We start from the raw sequence: 16,352 nt of genomic DNA, 5'->3' as shown, positions 1-16,352 counted from the left end.
TAGGTAATTAAGCGAAAAAAATAAGTAATCATTTTACCGTTATTATGCCATATTGACTACTTTAGCAAGTTAAACTGCTCAATTGAAGGTGAAATAACGAATATATTCTCTCTTAAACGGCTTGATTAAGACGTTGTCTTCTTTTACAAGGCTTGGTGATTAGATGTAAACCAGTTTAAGAAATGAAATAGAATCATTGTTATGTATCATAAGTGATAAAAAACAGTGAAAAATATATTAATAAAAAAGTCTTTGACAACGGTTACATTGTGATATATTATTCTTGTATGGAACCATTACCATATTTCGGGGTGAAACTATGAAAACCATTAAAGATGTAGCTAAGAAAGCAGGCGTTGGAGTATCGACTGTTTCTAGATACTTAAATAAAAAAGGGTATGTATCAGTTGGGGCTTCTAAAAAGATAGTTGCAGCGATGGAAGAGTTGCAATATTATCCAAACGCAGCAGCACAATCTATTAAAAGTAAAAAATCTAATACTGTTGCCTTATTAATACCAAGTATTTCAAATGCCTTTTTTCCAGAACTTGCAGAAAACATCGAGCATAGTTTAAATGAACGTGGTTATAAAATGATTTTATGTAATGTAAATGAAAATAGAGAAAAAGAGGAAAATTATATTGATATGATTATATCAAATCGTATCGATGGTGTTATATCTAGTACGGGTTATATTTCACAACGGTTACTTGATTGTGGAATACCTATTGTATCAACCGATAGAATGGATATAAAAAACACTTCAGTTGTTTGTGTAACAAGTGATCATTATGGTGGAGCTGTTAAGGCAGTTCATCATTTAATAAATAGTGGATGTAAAAAAATAGTTCATCTTCATGGTGATTTCAATGTTGAAACTGCTGTTATTAGAAATAAAGCTTTTATCGATGTTTGTTCTAGTGAAGGAATTGAATATGAAACAATTTCCGTTAAAAGTGATTACGATATCGAATATATAAAATCCTTTGATGGTGTCTTTGTATGGGCAGACATTGAAGCGATTAAATTTATGAATAAATGTTTTGAAAAAAACATCAAAGTTCCAGAAGATATTCAGGTTATCGGTTTTGATAATATTGCAATATCTAAACTTGTTTATCCTAAACTTACAACTATTTCACAATCGATTTCTGGTTTAGGACAAAAAGCAGCAGATGTATTAGTTAGATTGATGGAATCAGAGGAGTCTGATTTTGATAATATTGTATTAGAGACAAAACTTAAAAAACGAGGTACTACTAAAGGAGGTAAAAAGATGGATATAGTTGTCATAGGTAGTATTAATACCGATATGGTAACAGAAACCTTCAAATTCCCTAAAACCGGGGAAACAATTATAGGAAACACCTTTAACATGCTACATGGTGGTAAAGGGGCTAATCAAGCAGTATGTGCTTCTAGATTAGGTGCAAAAGTAAACTTTATTGGTTGTGTTGGAAACGACGCAAATGGAAACGAATCTATTGCTAATTTCAAAGATAATAAAGTTAACACTAAGTACATTAAAAAGATTGATGGGGTACCAACTGGTGTCGCAATGATCACTGTAGCTGAACAGGATAATTCAATAGTTATCGTTCAAGGAGCAAACGGTGAAGTAACAAAAGAAGTAGTAAATGAGAATTTGGCGGTTATTGAAAACGCAGATTTAGTTTTATTACAACTAGAAATTCCTTTTGAAACAGTAGAGTATGTTATTGATTTTTGTTACAAAAAAGGAATTAAAACAATTTTAAATCCAGCACCAGCAAGAGATATTTCAATTGATTTAATTGAGAAAGTAACTTACATTACTCCAAATGAAACTGAATGTGCTGAATTATTTGATTTAAACTATGAAGAGTGTTTAAAGAAATACCCAAATAAACTGATCGTTACTAAAGGTGCGAATGGTGTTGATTTCTACAATGGTGAAGAAATCATAAACATCCCTTCACATAAAGTAAACGTTGTCGATACAACAGGAGCTGGTGATTCATTCAATGGAGCACTAAGTGTTGGAATCGTAAATGGTATGAAGTTACAAGATGCAATCGAATATGGAAACAAAGTTGCTTCAATGGCTGTCCAAAAATTAGGTGCACAAACTTCTATGCCTTTCAAGGAGGAAGTAAAATGATTATACTCGATGTCGATCCAGGGATAGATGATTCTCTTGCGATCTTACTTGCACTAAAATCAAAACTTAATATCGTTGGAATCACAGTAGCAAGTGGAAATGTAGAAGTTAATCAAGCAAGTGTAAATGCAATAAAAGCTTGTGAGATGGCTGGTAAAAAAGTTCCTGTATATAAAGGAGCTAAACTACCATTATTTAAAGAATATGTTGACGCGACAGACACTCACGGTAGTGATGGACTTAGCGGAATGAATTATAAAGTAAAACGAGTTGCGAAAGATGGTGCTGTTGATTATATCTTAGATATGATAAGACAACATCCAGGTGAAATCACAATATGTGCCCTTGGACCACTAACTAATATCGCACTAGCTATTCAAAAAGATAAAGAAACAATGATGAAAATAAAAGAAATTGTAATTATGGGTGGAGCTGCAAAAATTCACGGTAACTGTTCACCAGTTGCTGAATACAATTTCTGGGTAGATCCAGATGCAGCAAAACAAGTATTCCAAGCTAATTTACCAAATGTAACATTGGCAGGACTTGATGTAACTTACGATATCTTATTCTCACCAAACATGAGAGAAATGGTTAAACAATTCGGTGGTGAAGTTGCTGAATACGTACATAATATTACACAGTTCTATGTTGATTTCCACTGGGCTCAAGAAAGAACATTAGGATGTATCATTAATGATCCATTACTAGTTGCCTACTTAATCGACAGAACCGTACTAACAAGTTATGATTGTGCTATTGATGTTCAAACTGAAGGTATTTGTATCGGTGAATCAGTTGTTGGATTTAACTTACCAGTTGAATACCAAAAATTATATCCATATAACGCTAAAATGTGTATGGATGTAGATAAAACAAAATTCTTTGATATCTTCTTTGAAACAATTTTTCCTGAACATGTTGAAGACTATAGACTAATGAAAAAGAGAGGTTATATATTATGAGAAAGATAATATTTGACACAGACCCGGGGATAGATGACGCTTACGCTATAGTTACAGCAATGAAGAATCCTAATATGAAAGTAATGGGAATATGTACAGTTGCAGGAAATAAAGGAATCGAGTTTACCACAACTAACGCTCAAAAATTAGTTAAGTTTATGAATTATGATTGCAAAGTATATAAAGGAGCTAGTGAATCACTATTAAAAGTAGCTGATGATGCTGGAGAAACTCATGGTACTGACGGTTTAGGAGGAGTTAAATTAGATTTTGATCAAAACTCACTATCTGATATGCATGCTGTTGATTACATTTTAAAAACAGTAAAAGAGAACCCAGGTGAAATCGAATTAATCGTGATTGGACCAGTTACTAACATTGCACTAGCTTGTAGAAAAGACCTAGAAACAATGAAAAAAGTAAAAGCCATTTATTCTATGGGTGGTGGAGTATTCCGTGGGAATATTACCCCAGTCGCAGAATTCAATTACTGGTATGATGCTCAAGCATTAAAAGAAATGTTTGATCTAGGATATCATGTTCCAATCCATATGATTGGATTAGATATCACTCATAATTCAGTAATTACGGCAAACGATTTAGAGTTTATGAGAATGGTTGGTGGAGAATTAGGTGAGTTATTATATTCGATGATTACTCCATATGTAGAATCTTATTGGAAATATAGTCGCTATACAGGTTGTGTAATTCATGACTTACTAGCTGTAATATATGCAATTGATCCTACAGTTTGCCCAAGTGAGGAAATATATCATTCTAACTTAGAAGTTTCTACTAAAGGGATAACTATTGGCCAAACAGTAGTAGATTTAGTTGATAGTTGGAAAAAACCTAAAAATGTTTATGTACCTATGAAAGTAGATGCAAGAAAATATAAGGAAAAATTCTTTGAAATAGCATTTGGTAAAGAAGTTGCTGAAATGTATAGAAAGTACGTGAAATAATGAGAAAAATAATTATTGATACAGACCCAGGTACTGATGATGCAGTAGCAATTATTGCTGCTAGTAAACAAAAAGATTTTGATATTTTAGGAATTACAACTGTAGCAGGTAACAAAGGAATTGAAACGACAACAAGAAATGCTCTTGGATTAGTTAAATTCTGTAATATAGATTGTAAAGTATATAGAGGTGCTGAAGTAAGTATGCAACCTCGTTATCTTAGAACTGAAGATGATAGTTGTCATGGTATAAACGGTATGGGTGGTGTTGACTTAGCATATGATATGGCTGATTTAAGTGATCAACATGCTGTTGATTTCATTTTAGAAACAGTAAGAGCTAATCCAAATGAAGTAGAATTACTTGTAATTGGACCTGTTACTAATATCGCTTTGGCAATCGAAAAAGATTTAGAAACAATGAAAAAAGTAAAAGCCATTTATTCAATGGGTGGAGGAGTTCATTCAGGTAATATGAATCCTGTTGCTGAGTTCAACTATTGGTTTGATGGAAAAGCTACAAAAATGATGTTTGAATTAGGAGAGTTTGTCGAACTACACATGGTTGGATTAAACGTTACTCATCCATCATATTTCTCACCGAATGATTTCTGGTTTTTAAAACTAGAAGGTGGAGAAATCGGACAATTTATCTTTGATGTTGAAATGAACACAATGGAAGCACTAGGATTCTTAGAATCAGGTGTAATCGGGAACACTATTCATGACTTGCTAACAGTAATGTATATGATGGATCATTCCTTATTAACTACAGTTCATGCAAATGTTGAAGTAGCTACTGAAGATTTTATTGGACAAACAGTAGTCGATACTTTAGGATTAAACAAAGAGGCTAAAAAGAATGCCTATGTAGGTATCGACGTAGATGTAAGAAAATATAAAGAGAATTTTATTGATTTAGTGTTTGGAGAAGACACAGGTCTTCTATTCAAGAAACACGTTAAAAGTTAGGCTTTAAGCATTCATAGAATGTAAAAATAAATTAAAAAGAGGAGAGAACAAATTATGAAAAAAAGTTTTACTACAATGACTTTAATCTTAATCCCTATCGCAATCGCGGTAAACTTTATCGGTGGGCAACTAGCTAGTATTTTGAAATTACCAATGTATTTAGATATGATTGGTACTATCTTAGTAGGTGCAGTTGCTGGTCCTATCCCTGCAATGGTTACAGGGTTAGTTACTAACTTAATCTTAGGATTATCATCACCAACATGGATCCCTTACGCAATCGTTCAAATCGCTTGTGGTGCAGTAGCTGGTTATGCTGCTAAAAAAGGTGCCTTCAAATCAATCAAATGGACTGCAGTTACTGCAGTTGGAATTTGGGCAGCAGCTTTATTAACAGCAGTTCCAATTACTACAATTTTATTCGGTGGAATCGCTGGTGGTGGTGGAGGATCTGTAATCACAGCATTCATCTTAACTACTGGACAAGGATTATGGGCTTCAGTTTCAACTTCTGCTTTAATCACTGAAACAGTTGACAAATTCTTATCAACATTCTTAGTATTCTTTATTATCAAAGCTATTCCAGTATCAACATTAGTAAGATTCCCACTAGGGCCTCTATACGTAGAAGAATAAACACACAATACATTTCAAGAGACTCAGAAATGAGTCTCTTGATAAATTGAAAAAGGAGTTGGGCTTATGTCTAAAAAAGGTATCATATCTAGGATGTACCCTTTAGCGAAACTAAGTATTGCGCTAATATTGGGAACAACCTCAATCATCGTTCAAACATGGCAATTTGGATACATGTTTTTACTACCATTAACAATGTTCTTAGCATTAATTGATGGAAGATTTTGGTCATATTTCAAAAAAGTTTTATCAGTATCAATTATATTTTTCTCGTTTATCTTTTTAATTCAAGCATTCTTAGTACCAGAAGGTGCAGTTATGTGGGAATGGAAATTTTTAGTATTAACAGAAGGTGGATTAAACAATGCATTAAGTATAACATCTGTTATCTTATCGTTTTTAACTACATTATTACTTGTATTTGAAACTACAAACATTAGTGATCTAATGGTTTCATTACAAAAAACAGGGATGCCAAACGGAGCAGCATATGTATTCTTAGCTTCATTGCAAATGATTCCGCAAATGAACAAAAGAAGTAAAGTAATTATGCAAGCTCAAAGAGCACGTGGAATTGAAACTGAAGGAAATTTGTTAGTACGTATTAAAGCTTTCGTACCAACATTGAGTCCGTTAATTATATCAAGTATCACTGACATCGGAGATAAGGCACAAACATTAGAAGCTAGAGCTTTCTCGGCAACATGTAAAAACACATTCTATCGTCAAATCAAAGCTAATACATTAGATAAGATTTTACCAGTAGTGGTTGGTCTATTATGTATTGCTTATATTGTATGGACATATGTTCCAGCATTAGGAGGTATGTAATATGCAACCAGTATTATCAATGAAGAACGTATCATTTAAATATTTAATAGGTAAAGAAAAAGTATTTGAAGACATTAGTTTAGATATCTATGAAGGTGAATTTGTAGCAATCGCTGGTAAAAATGGTTCAGGGAAAACTACTTTGTGTAATCTTTTAAGAGGATTTATTCCTCATTTAAATACCGGTAAATTATCAGGAGAAATCCTTTTAAGGGGAGAATCAATTCCTGACACGGAATTAAGTGAATTAGCTGACAAAATTGGTTACATCTTCCAAAATCCGTTTATTCAAGACAGTGGAATTAAAGAAACTGTTTATGAAGAAATTGGTTTCGGTTTAGAAAATTTAGGTGTACCAAGAGATCTTATGATTGAACGAATTGAAAGTACAATCAAATTATTAAAAATTGAAGATCTTCAAGATAAACATCCAGCTGAATTAAGTGGTGGACAACGACAAAGAGTTGCTATTGCTTCAATCTTAGCAATGGATCCAGGTGTTTTAATCATTGATGAACCAACATCACAATTAGACCCTCAAGGTACAGAAGAAATCTTTGAAATTATCAAATTATTAAAAGAGCAAAAGAAAACAATTATCTTAGTAGAACATAAAATAGATCAAGTAGCAGAATACGCTGATCGTGTTATCTTACTTAGTGATAAGAAAATCATATTTGATGGTCCTACTAATGAAATCTTTGCTAATGAAAAAGTTATGGAATATGGAACTAACTTACCACAAGTTGCTAAGTTAGGTATTCGTTATAATAAAGAAGTACAAAAAATCGAAAAAATACCAACTGTATTAAAAGATGCAGTTAAAGTATTTAAGAAGTAGGTGCCAATATGGGAATTATCGTAAAAGATGTGGTATTTAACTACCCGAATGGTTTCTGTGCTATTGATGGTGTATCTATAAATATCGAACATGGTGAAAAAATCGCTATTATCGGACAAAATGGTGCTGGTAAAACAACATTTGTAAAAATGATGAACAATTTACTTAGACCTACAGAAGGTACTATCTCAGTTGATGATGTTGATTTAAGTACATTAACTACAGCACAAATTTCAAGAAAAGTTGGATATGTTTTCCAGAATCCTGGAGATCAGTTATTTAATAGAACTGTATTTGATGAAATAGCTTATAACCCTAGATACAACAAATTGGGTGAAAGCAAAGTCAAAGAATTAGTTGAAGATGCTGCTGAAATGTGTGGAATTACTGAATTCTTAAAAAGTAATCCATATGATTTACCATTTGGAATGCGTAAATTTGTTACAATAGCTTGTGTTATTGCTATGGGTAGTGAATATATTATTCTTGATGAACCAACAGCAGGACAAGACCTTGATGGTTTAAAACTACAAAGTAAAATCATTGATGAATTAATCAAAAGAGATAAAACTGTTATAATCATTACTCATGATATGGAATTTGTTATTGATAATTTCGAAAGAATTATCGTAATGGCAAATAAAAAAATCGTAACTGATTCAAACAGTCATGATGTATTCTGGGACTTTGATGTCTTAGAAAAAGCAAATCTTAAGCAACCGAGTATTTCGAAACTAGGGAACGAACTAGGAATTACTGGAATAGTTAACATTGACGAATTCTTGGAGAAATATAGAAAATAGTGAAGAAATATGCAATTGTTATTCTAACTCTTTTAACATTCGTTACTGTTGTTGAGTTTAGTATAGTGATGCCTCTTGGCCCACAAATAGCAGATAAATATAGTATTTCTAGAAATCATATTTCATGGCTATTCGTTGGTTATACCTTTATGGGTGTATTTACACCAATCATTGGTTATCTAGCGGATAAATATGGGCTGAAAAGATTTATTATTAGTAGTGTAGTATTCTTTATAATTGGTGCTTTTATGAACTCAGTTGTAACTTCAGCTGTAGGTTATTTTATAGGTAGAAGTATTATTGGTTTAGGATATTATGCGATAACTACATTAGTAATTGTTTACTCAAGTAAAATTATTAGTTACAATCATTTAGGTATTGTTAGTGGAATATATAAATTTGCCTTTGCCGGAGCGATGTTTGCTGCTCCAATAATTGGTACATTCTATGTTCAGTACTTTGATATCTCTGCGTTATATCTTTCATTAGCAATCGCAACATTTATTTTATTACTGCTTCTAATTCCTATAAAGGAAATTAAAGGAGAGAATGATATAAGTCTTGGTGATTTGAAAAACATGATGAAAGATCGCAATGTAATCTTAATGATGACAGCAACATTTATGTTATCAGTACCTAGTGTATTCTTCTTTAATTATTTAAGTACACATTTACAAGATATTGGTTACTCAGTAGAACGAGCTAGTATGATGTTTACAATAGTTGCTAGTGGTTCAATCTTTGCAGCAATCCTTATCTTATTAATTAGCGATAAAGTCGGAAAACTTCGAATGGCAAAAGTTGGTATTGTTATCGCAACTTTCGCAATGCTAGGATTTCTATTCAATATAGATATTGTCATTATTATAGCCGGAATTCTTTTCGGGATTGGTTATGACATTATATGGGGATTATTCTTCCCTGTATCATCTAAAATGTATGATGTTGGTGTAAATAGTTATATAGCTGTTCTTAGTATGAGTATGGCAGCAGCAGGTGTCTTTACAAATTTAGTTGCGCCTATTGTAATGGAAAAATGGAATTTCTCAGGAAATGTCGTTATTTCCTTTGTAGCATTAATCTTAACATTTATAACTTTCTATTATGGAACTATAAAATTTAAATCTCGACTCAATTAAAAAAAAGAACCGATTCACTTCTAAAGTGAGTCGGTTCTTTTTATTCTAATAGTTCAATTAATAAATCGACAAATCTTTCATAACTCATATTGGTGCAAACATTATAATTGGTTTTACCATCAACAGTTACTTGCTCACCATAGTGTTCCTCGTTATCAATGACGATATCACTAGATGCTTCGACATATTTAGTTCCGATACTTGGATCAATCATTAAAGCAATGATTCCAGCATCGCAAACAACAAACCCGTTAATATTATGATTTTCATTACTGTATTTTATTAGACTTGAATTAATATCAACAACCCACTTTCCAAGTTCATTCAATTCACTAATTCTCGTAACATCATTATCACGAACATAAACGCCTTCTAAACAAGTATGCCAAGGTAACTGAGTAATTGTAATATTGAAGTTAGAAACGATTTTAGCGGCTAAACCATCAACGTAATAATTAAATTCAGCATAGGGAGTGATGTTTCCTTCGACTAGTCCGTTACCACCCATGACAAAGATGCCTTTTAATTTCTTCATTACATTCGGATTCTGCTTAATAGCTAGTGCAACATTAGTTAAAGGACCGATTGCTACTAATTCTATTTCATAAGGATACTTAGCTACTAATTCAATAATTGCATCAACAGCATGTTTGTCTTCTAGTTTTTGCTTTGGTTCAGTTAATTCAATGTCACCCATACCGTTTAACCCGTGAGCGAACTCTGCAGTGTGTAATTTTCTGTCAATAGGCTTTGAAGCGCCTTTATAGACAGGTGCATGATAAGTATTAGATTTCTCAACGGAAATCAGGGCATTTTTACAAGCCAAATCAATGGGTATATTCCCAGCAACAACAGTGATTGCTTCAACTTTAAAAAGAGGTGATCTCATAGCCATAATAATAGCTACAGCATCATCGCTAGCAGTGTCAGTATCTATAATAATTCTTCGCATAATTAGGTCTCCTTTTTTTGGAAAATAAGTTAATTTAATTATAACATATAAAATGTGTTTATTTGTGATAAAATAGGGATGGATATGATTTTATTACTAAATAATCTCATGAGTTCATACTTGTAAATAATTTAACTTATTTAAGAGTCTTAAAGTATGTCCCAGTAGTATTTAGAGAACAGATTACAAAAGCAAAAATATATTTTTATATAGAAAAATACTATTAGGGATTTAACCTCATTGACAAAACGTTGCTTAAGACCTATAATAAGTATTAATTAGACCTTGGAGGAGAGAATTATGGTTTTTGAAAAAGTTAAAGAAATAATCGCAGAAGAATTAGGAATCGAATTAGATGAAATCAAAATGGAATCTGACTTAACTGATGACTTGGGGGCGGACAGTCTAGATGCTATTGAATTAATCATGGAAGTTGAATCACAATTCGATGTTGAAATTGCTGATAGTGAAGCTACAAAAATCAAAGCAGTTTCAGATATTGTTGAATATTTAATTGCACAAGGAAAATAATACTCATTTATGAGTATTTTTTTTATCTTTAAAGCGCTAAATATGTTAGAATATAATTAATAGTATAGAGGTGAATTCAATGAGTAAATTAATATTGATAGATGGTTCAAATATAATGTTTAGAGCGTATTACGGTACGGCATATTCTGGGAATCTAATGCGCAACTCAAAAGGGCAATATACAAATGCTGTTTTTGGATTTGTAAATATGATGAATAGTGTCTTAAGAGAAGACTTTACCCACATGTTGGTTGCATTTGATAAGTCAGGAAAAACATTCCGCCATGATAAGTTTGAAGACTATAAAGGTGGCAGAAAACCAATGCCTGATGAATTTAGATCACAAATTGATCTTATTAAAAAAAGTCTTGACGTTTTAGGTGTAAAACAACGAGAAATATATTTGATAGAAGCTGATGATATTATCGGTACATATTCAACGAAATATTATGATCAATTCGATGAAATAGAAATAATTAGTAATGATAAAGATTTACTACAATTATTAAATGATAAAGTAAGTATGCGAGCTAGTAAAAAAGGGATGCAGAACTATACACTATATACTCCTGAATTACTTCAAGAACTTATGGGTGTAGCACCTAATCAAGTCACTGATTTAAAAGGTTTAATGGGGGACGCTAGTGATAATTTACCAGGGATACCTGGTGTTGGTGAAAAAACTGCAGTTAAACTTCTAGCTCAGTACCAAACACTTGAGGGTGTTTTAGAACATAAAGATGAGTTAAAAGGGAAACTAGGAGAACGAGTTAGAGAACATTATGAAAGTGCAATTCTCTGTAAAGAGATTGCGACTATTAAAACTGATGTTGAATTTGAATTTACACTTGATCAAGTTGAGTATCACGGTGTTAATGAAGAGGAAATGCTCGAATTCTATAAAGAGTTAGAACTTCATTCTTTAATTAAGAAATATGTCAAAAAAATTCCTAAAGTTAAAAAGGATTTTTCTTATAAAGTAATAGATAATATTTTTGATTTAGATGATATTTTAAAGCCAGATAGTTATTTAACCTTAGAAACATTTAATCCCAATTATCACTTAGCTAAAATCTTAGGTTTTGGATTAGTAAATGATTTAGGTAATTTCTTTATACCTTATGATTTATTACATCAATCATTAAACTTTCAGTTATATTTAAGTGATGAGAATATAAAGAAAAACGTTCATGACGTTAAAATGATGAAAGTTTGCTTAATGAATGACTTGTACGATATTAGAGGTGTCGAGTTTGACTTATTACTCGCAGCTTATATCTTAAATCCTAATAACACAAAAGAAGATTTCAAAGTAATTGTTAATAGTTTTGATTATGATGATATTAGTTATCATGAAGAAGTGTATTCTAAAGGTGCTAAATACCATATACCTGAAGAAAATGTCTATCAAACATATGCCGTTAAAAAGGCTTTTGCGATAAAAGAGTTAAAAGAAGAACTAATTACAAAACTAAAAGCTAATAATCAATTAGATTTACTAAATGATATGGAATTACCAGTAGCTAATGTTCTTGCTGAAATGGAGTTTAATGGTATTTTAGTTGATCAAGATAAACTAGCTTCTTTGAATAAAGAAATTAGTGCTAAAATCGAAACAATTACTAAAGAAATATATGAATTAGCAGGAACTGAATTTAATGTTTCTTCTCCAAAGCAATTAGGGCTAATCCTTTTTGATAATTTAGGATTACCTTTTGGTAAAAAAACTAAAACAGGTTACTCAACCAACGTTGATGTTTTAACTAAACTTTTAGGGAAACATCCAATTATTGAAAAAATCATGACATACCGTACTTTAACTAAGTTGTTTAGTACATATATTATTGGTTTAGAGAATACGATTCTAAAAGATGGAAAAATCCATACGATTTACCGTCAAGCATTTACTTCTACAGGAAGGCTAAGTAGTATTGAACCAAACCTTCAAAATATTCCAATTAGATATCAAGAAGGTAGAGAGATAAGAAAAGTCTTTATCCCTGCTAAGGGTAATAAACTACTAGCTGCCGATTATTCACAAATTGAGTTAAGAGTTCTTGCGCATATGGCTAATGAAAAAGTCCTTATAAGCGCTTTTAATAATAATGAAGACATTCATACCAAAACTGCCCAAAAAATCTTCCAGAAAGAAGAAATCACTTCTTTAGAGAGAAGACAAGCTAAAGCAGTGAACTTTGGAATCATTTATGGCCAAAGTGCATGGGGGTTAAGTGAGGAAATAAATATTGGAGCTAAAGAAGCTGAAAGATTTATTACAACTTACTATGAAGAATTTCCAGGAATAAAAACGTTTATGGATGAAGTTATTGACGGTGCTAAGAATAATGGGTACGCTGAAACACTTTACCACCGAAGAAGATATTTACCAGAACTTAATTCTAGTGTTTATATGCAACGAGAAGCTGGAAAAAGAAATGCAATGAATGCACCTATCCAAGGTAGTGCTGCGGACATAATAAAAATTGCTATGATTGAAATTGATAAAGTTATAAAATCAAAAAGATTAAAATCAAAATTACTATTACAAATTCATGATGAATTAGTATTTGATGTTGATAAAAATGAAATAGAGATAATGGAAAAACTTGTTATTGATACAATGGAAGCTTGTGTTAAATTACAAGTGCCATTAAAAGTAGAACAAGAGAGTGGAATTAATTTATACGAAACAAAATAAGGAAGTGTAATTATGCAACAACAACAAGCTATGATAAAGAGTTTTATTGTTAATACATTTTTAGTAATTTTGAAACTAATAAGTGGGTTTATTTTTAACAGTATTGCACTTATTGCTGATGGTGTTCACAGTATTTCTGATCTCCTTAGTGATATTTTTGTCTTATTAGGAATAAGGCACTCTGTAAAACCAGCTGATGAAGATCATCCTTTTGGCCATGGTAAATTTGAGTATGTCTTAAGTTTGTTTCTTGGTTTATCAATAATCCTTATCGCTTATAACTTAGGAAAAAATGTTATTCTTAGTTTTAACGAAGTATCAGATATACCAAGTTATTTAAGTTTAGTTGTTATTGCTTTTGTCGTAGTTATCAAATTGGTTTTAGCTAGATATTTGATAAATAAAGGTGATGAAATTGATAGTGAAATAATCAAAGCTAGTGGGCAAGAATCATTTAGCGATGTTATAAGTAGTGCTGTTGTTTTTATCGGTGTAATCTGTGTTTTAATCGGTGAAAGATTCGATGTTACCTTTTTAACGAAAGGTGATAAAGTATCTTCGATTATCATTGCCTTATTCATTATAAGAATTGGTCTAATCATTATTTGGAATAGTATCCAAAGTTTGCAAGGTAAATCAGTTAAAAAAGACATTTGTGTGGGTTATAAGGATAAAATCAACAACATAAAAGGTGTCATTGACGTTGATAAACTTGATATGATTAGTTATGGTCCATATTATCAAATCATTGTTGAGATAAGAGTAAATGCAAATATATCTGTAAAAGATGGGCATGAGATTGCTCATAATGTTCATGATAAATTATTAGAAGATGAAAAAATATGTCATGTAAGTATACATGTTAACCCGGAGGAAAAATGATGAGTTTAGTTATGCAAAGAAAAAGTTGTAGAAAGTACACAGAAGAACCAGTAAGTGATGAAGACATTAAAAAGTTATTAACAAGTGCTATGCAAGCTCCAAGCGCTCACAATCAACAACCTTGGGAGTTTGTTGTCGTAAGAGATAGAGAAACACTTGATAAATTATCAAAAGTAAGTACTGGAGCTTGGATGTTAGCTCAAGCACCGTTATGTATTTCTGTAGTTATGAGAGACACTGAATTTGACGTTGATATGCGCCAACAGGACATGGGTGCGTCAGTTCAAAATATATTACTAGAAGCAGTTAATTTAGGTTTAGGTGCATGCTGGATTGGTGCTTATCCGATTGAAGAAAGAATGATTCAATTAAATGAAATATTAAATCTTAAAGATCTAACACCTTTTGCGAATATCTCAATCGGACATCCTACAAAAACTGAAGAAGTTAAGGTTCGTTTTGATGAATCACGTATTCATTACGAAAAAGTAAAATAATGCCCGAACTTCCTGAAGTTGAAACAGTTAGAAGAACCTTAAGTAATTTAATATTAGGAAAAGAAATAAGAGATATTGATATCTTCTATAATAAAATAATTAGAAATAAAACCGAGCAGGAATTTAAAGATATCCTAATTGGCAAAACGATTGATGAAATCGATCGTTATGGGAAATATCTTATCTTTAATCTAGGAGATACTTCATTAATTTCTCATCTAAGGATGGAAGGTAAATATTTTATTAAAAATGCTGATGAACCAAAAGGAAAACATGAGCACATTATTATCTATTTTACCGATGGAAATACACTTAGATATAATGACACAAGAAAATTTGGGACAATGGATATTGTTGAAAGAGATAAAGTATATGTTGACAGCCCGGTAACTAAATTAGGTCAGGAGCCATTTAGTGATAAGATGACTTTGAAATATTTAAAAGAAAAGTTATCAAAAAAGTCTATTGCTATAAAATCAGCTTTATTAGATCAAACGATAATGACTGGTCTAGGGAATATTTATGTTGATGAAGTTCTATTTTTAAGTAAATTAAATCCAGAAACTCCTTCGAATAAAGTAACTAACAAAGATATCAAGAATATTATTGATAACAGTATTAAAGTACTAAATAAAGCAATCAAATTAGGTGGAACGACAATTAGAAGTTATACTTCTAGTTTAGGAGTTACAGGTAGATTCCAAAATGAACTTAATGTTCATACAAAAGCAGGAGAACCTTGTCCTGTATGTAACACACCAATACTTAAAATAAAGGTCAATGGTAGAGGTACTTACTATTGTGATAAATGCCAAAAAAAATAAACTAAAAAGAAGCTTTGGCTTCTTTTTAGTTTCTAAATTTTGTGATATAATTCTCTTAAGGAAGAAATAGGAGGTATGCTTGTGAAGATTCTAGGACTTACTGGTGGAATAGCTAGTGGAAAATCAACTGTTACTAAATTTTTTATTGATGAAGGGATACCCGTTATAGATACAGATTTAATTGCTCGTAATCTTTTAAACAAAGGTACAGAATCATACAATGAAGTAATTGAATTTTTTTCTGATGAAATTTTGCTAACGAATAATGAAATTAATCGTAAAAAACTTGGTAGGATTATTTTTTCTAACCCACAAAAAAGACATAAGTTAAATGAAATTTGCCATCCAAAAGTGTTAAAAGAAGTTAATGAGCAAATTGCATTGTTGAAGGAAGAGAATGCTAAAGTAATTGTGATTGATGTTCCTTTATTATTTGAAACCAACTATCAAGAATTAGTTGATAAAACAATTGTCGTGTATACATCACCTGAAAAACAATTGGAAAGATTGATTTCTAGAGATAGCATTACTGAAGAATATGCCAAAATGAAGATTAATAGCCAAACGCCTTTATCTGAGAAAGTTACTTTGGCTGATTATGTTATAGATAACTCTTTTTCTATTTTAGATACAAAAAGAGATTTTAAAAAAATACTTAAAGATTTAGAGGTGTAATT

The 16,352-nt window shown here is 31.4% G+C and carries 16 protein-coding genes; 15 read left to right on the top strand and 1 reads right to left on the bottom strand.

What is annotated here, in order from left to right; genetic code table 11:
• The first annotated feature begins 319 nt into the window (after nucleotides 1–319).
• From rbsK to KQ51_RS08710, 9 genes are all read left to right on the top strand, one after another.
• A complete protein-coding gene (rbsK, locus tag KQ51_RS09905) occupies nucleotides 320–2,140 on the top strand; it encodes a ribokinase (protein ID WP_081909955.1) in 1,821 nt (606 codons plus the stop codon).
• Complete coding sequence (locus KQ51_RS08745) at nucleotides 2,137–3,105, top strand: nucleoside hydrolase (RefSeq protein ID WP_038471278.1); 969 nt, start codon at nucleotides 2,137–2,139, stop codon at nucleotides 3,103–3,105. Before rbsK ends, KQ51_RS08745 begins: the two co-directional genes overlap by 4 nt.
• A complete protein-coding gene (locus tag KQ51_RS08740; protein ID WP_052609424.1) occupies nucleotides 3,102–4,070 on the top strand; it encodes a nucleoside hydrolase in 969 nt (322 codons plus the stop codon). The genes KQ51_RS08745 and KQ51_RS08740 overlap by 4 nt, the downstream gene beginning before the upstream one ends.
• Nucleotides 4,070–5,041 carry a nucleoside hydrolase gene (locus tag KQ51_RS08735; RefSeq protein ID WP_052609422.1) on the top strand — a complete coding sequence of 324 codons (972 nt, stop codon included), beginning with the start codon at nucleotides 4,070–4,072 and terminating at the stop codon, nucleotides 5,039–5,041. The genes KQ51_RS08740 and KQ51_RS08735 overlap by 1 nt, the downstream gene beginning before the upstream one ends.
• A gap of 54 nt (nucleotides 5,042–5,095) precedes the next feature.
• Entirely contained in the window at nucleotides 5,096–5,677 is a 582-nt protein-coding gene (locus tag KQ51_RS08730; protein ID WP_038471277.1) for a hypothetical protein, read from the top strand.
• A 66-nt stretch (nucleotides 5,678–5,743) separates the two neighbouring features.
• Nucleotides 5,744–6,508 (top strand): energy-coupling factor transporter transmembrane component T family protein, encoded by a 765-nt coding sequence (locus KQ51_RS08725; protein ID WP_052609420.1) that lies wholly within the window; start codon nucleotides 5,744–5,746, stop codon nucleotides 6,506–6,508.
• Between the two features lies 1 nt (nucleotide 6,509).
• Nucleotides 6,510–7,349, top strand: coding sequence for an energy-coupling factor ABC transporter ATP-binding protein (locus tag KQ51_RS08720; RefSeq protein WP_038471276.1), 840 nt, complete (start codon nucleotides 6,510–6,512; stop codon nucleotides 7,347–7,349).
• Between the two features lie 8 nt (nucleotides 7,350–7,357).
• Nucleotides 7,358–8,152, top strand: a complete 795-nt coding sequence (locus KQ51_RS08715; RefSeq protein WP_038471275.1) for an energy-coupling factor ABC transporter ATP-binding protein — start codon at nucleotides 7,358–7,360, stop codon at nucleotides 8,150–8,152.
• Nucleotides 8,152–9,291, top strand: a complete 1,140-nt coding sequence (locus tag KQ51_RS08710; RefSeq protein WP_038471274.1) for an MFS transporter — start codon at nucleotides 8,152–8,154, stop codon at nucleotides 9,289–9,291. The genes KQ51_RS08715 and KQ51_RS08710 overlap by 1 nt, the downstream gene beginning before the upstream one ends.
• A gap of 40 nt (nucleotides 9,292–9,331) precedes the next feature.
• On the opposite strand, the gene KQ51_RS08705 is transcribed toward KQ51_RS08710, so the two are convergent.
• Nucleotides 9,332–10,243 carry a nucleoside hydrolase gene (locus KQ51_RS08705; protein ID WP_052609419.1) on the bottom strand — a complete coding sequence of 304 codons (912 nt, stop codon included), beginning with the start codon at nucleotides 10,241–10,243 and terminating at the stop codon, nucleotides 9,332–9,334.
• Between the two features lie 300 nt (nucleotides 10,244–10,543).
• Here KQ51_RS08705 and acpP point away from each other — a divergent pair, with 300 nt between their 5' ends.
• The 6 genes from acpP to coaE all read left to right on the top strand — a co-directional run bounded on the left by acpP (nucleotide 10,544) and on the right by coaE (nucleotide 16,350).
• Nucleotides 10,544–10,774, top strand: a complete 231-nt coding sequence (gene acpP, locus KQ51_RS08700) for an acyl carrier protein (protein ID WP_038471273.1) — start codon at nucleotides 10,544–10,546, stop codon at nucleotides 10,772–10,774.
• Between the two features lie 79 nt (nucleotides 10,775–10,853).
• Complete coding sequence (gene polA, locus KQ51_RS08695; RefSeq protein ID WP_038471272.1) at nucleotides 10,854–13,472, top strand: DNA polymerase I; 2,619 nt, start codon at nucleotides 10,854–10,856, stop codon at nucleotides 13,470–13,472.
• Between the two features lie 12 nt (nucleotides 13,473–13,484).
• Complete coding sequence (locus tag KQ51_RS08690) at nucleotides 13,485–14,354, top strand: cation diffusion facilitator family transporter (protein ID WP_038471271.1); 870 nt, start codon at nucleotides 13,485–13,487, stop codon at nucleotides 14,352–14,354.
• On the top strand, nucleotides 14,354–14,851 hold the full coding sequence (locus KQ51_RS08685) for a nitroreductase family protein (RefSeq protein ID WP_038471270.1): 498 nt from the start codon (nucleotides 14,354–14,356) through the stop codon (nucleotides 14,849–14,851). The genes KQ51_RS08690 and KQ51_RS08685 overlap by 1 nt, the downstream gene beginning before the upstream one ends.
• Complete coding sequence (mutM, locus tag KQ51_RS08680) at nucleotides 14,851–15,675, top strand: DNA-formamidopyrimidine glycosylase (protein ID WP_038471269.1); 825 nt, start codon at nucleotides 14,851–14,853, stop codon at nucleotides 15,673–15,675. The genes KQ51_RS08685 and mutM overlap by 1 nt, the downstream gene beginning before the upstream one ends.
• Nucleotides 15,676–15,756: 81 nt before the next feature.
• On the top strand, nucleotides 15,757–16,350 hold the full coding sequence (coaE, locus tag KQ51_RS08675; protein ID WP_437178348.1) for a dephospho-CoA kinase: 594 nt from the start codon (nucleotides 15,757–15,759) through the stop codon (nucleotides 16,348–16,350).
• The last annotated feature ends 2 nt before the right edge of the window (nucleotides 16,351–16,352 follow it).

The organism is Candidatus Izimaplasma bacterium HR1 (genome assembly GCA_000755705.1).
GTDB lineage: Bacteria > Bacillota_I > Bacilli_A > Izemoplasmatales > Izemoplasmataceae > Xianfuyuplasma.
This window is presented reverse-complemented; position numbering and strand designations above follow the sequence as displayed.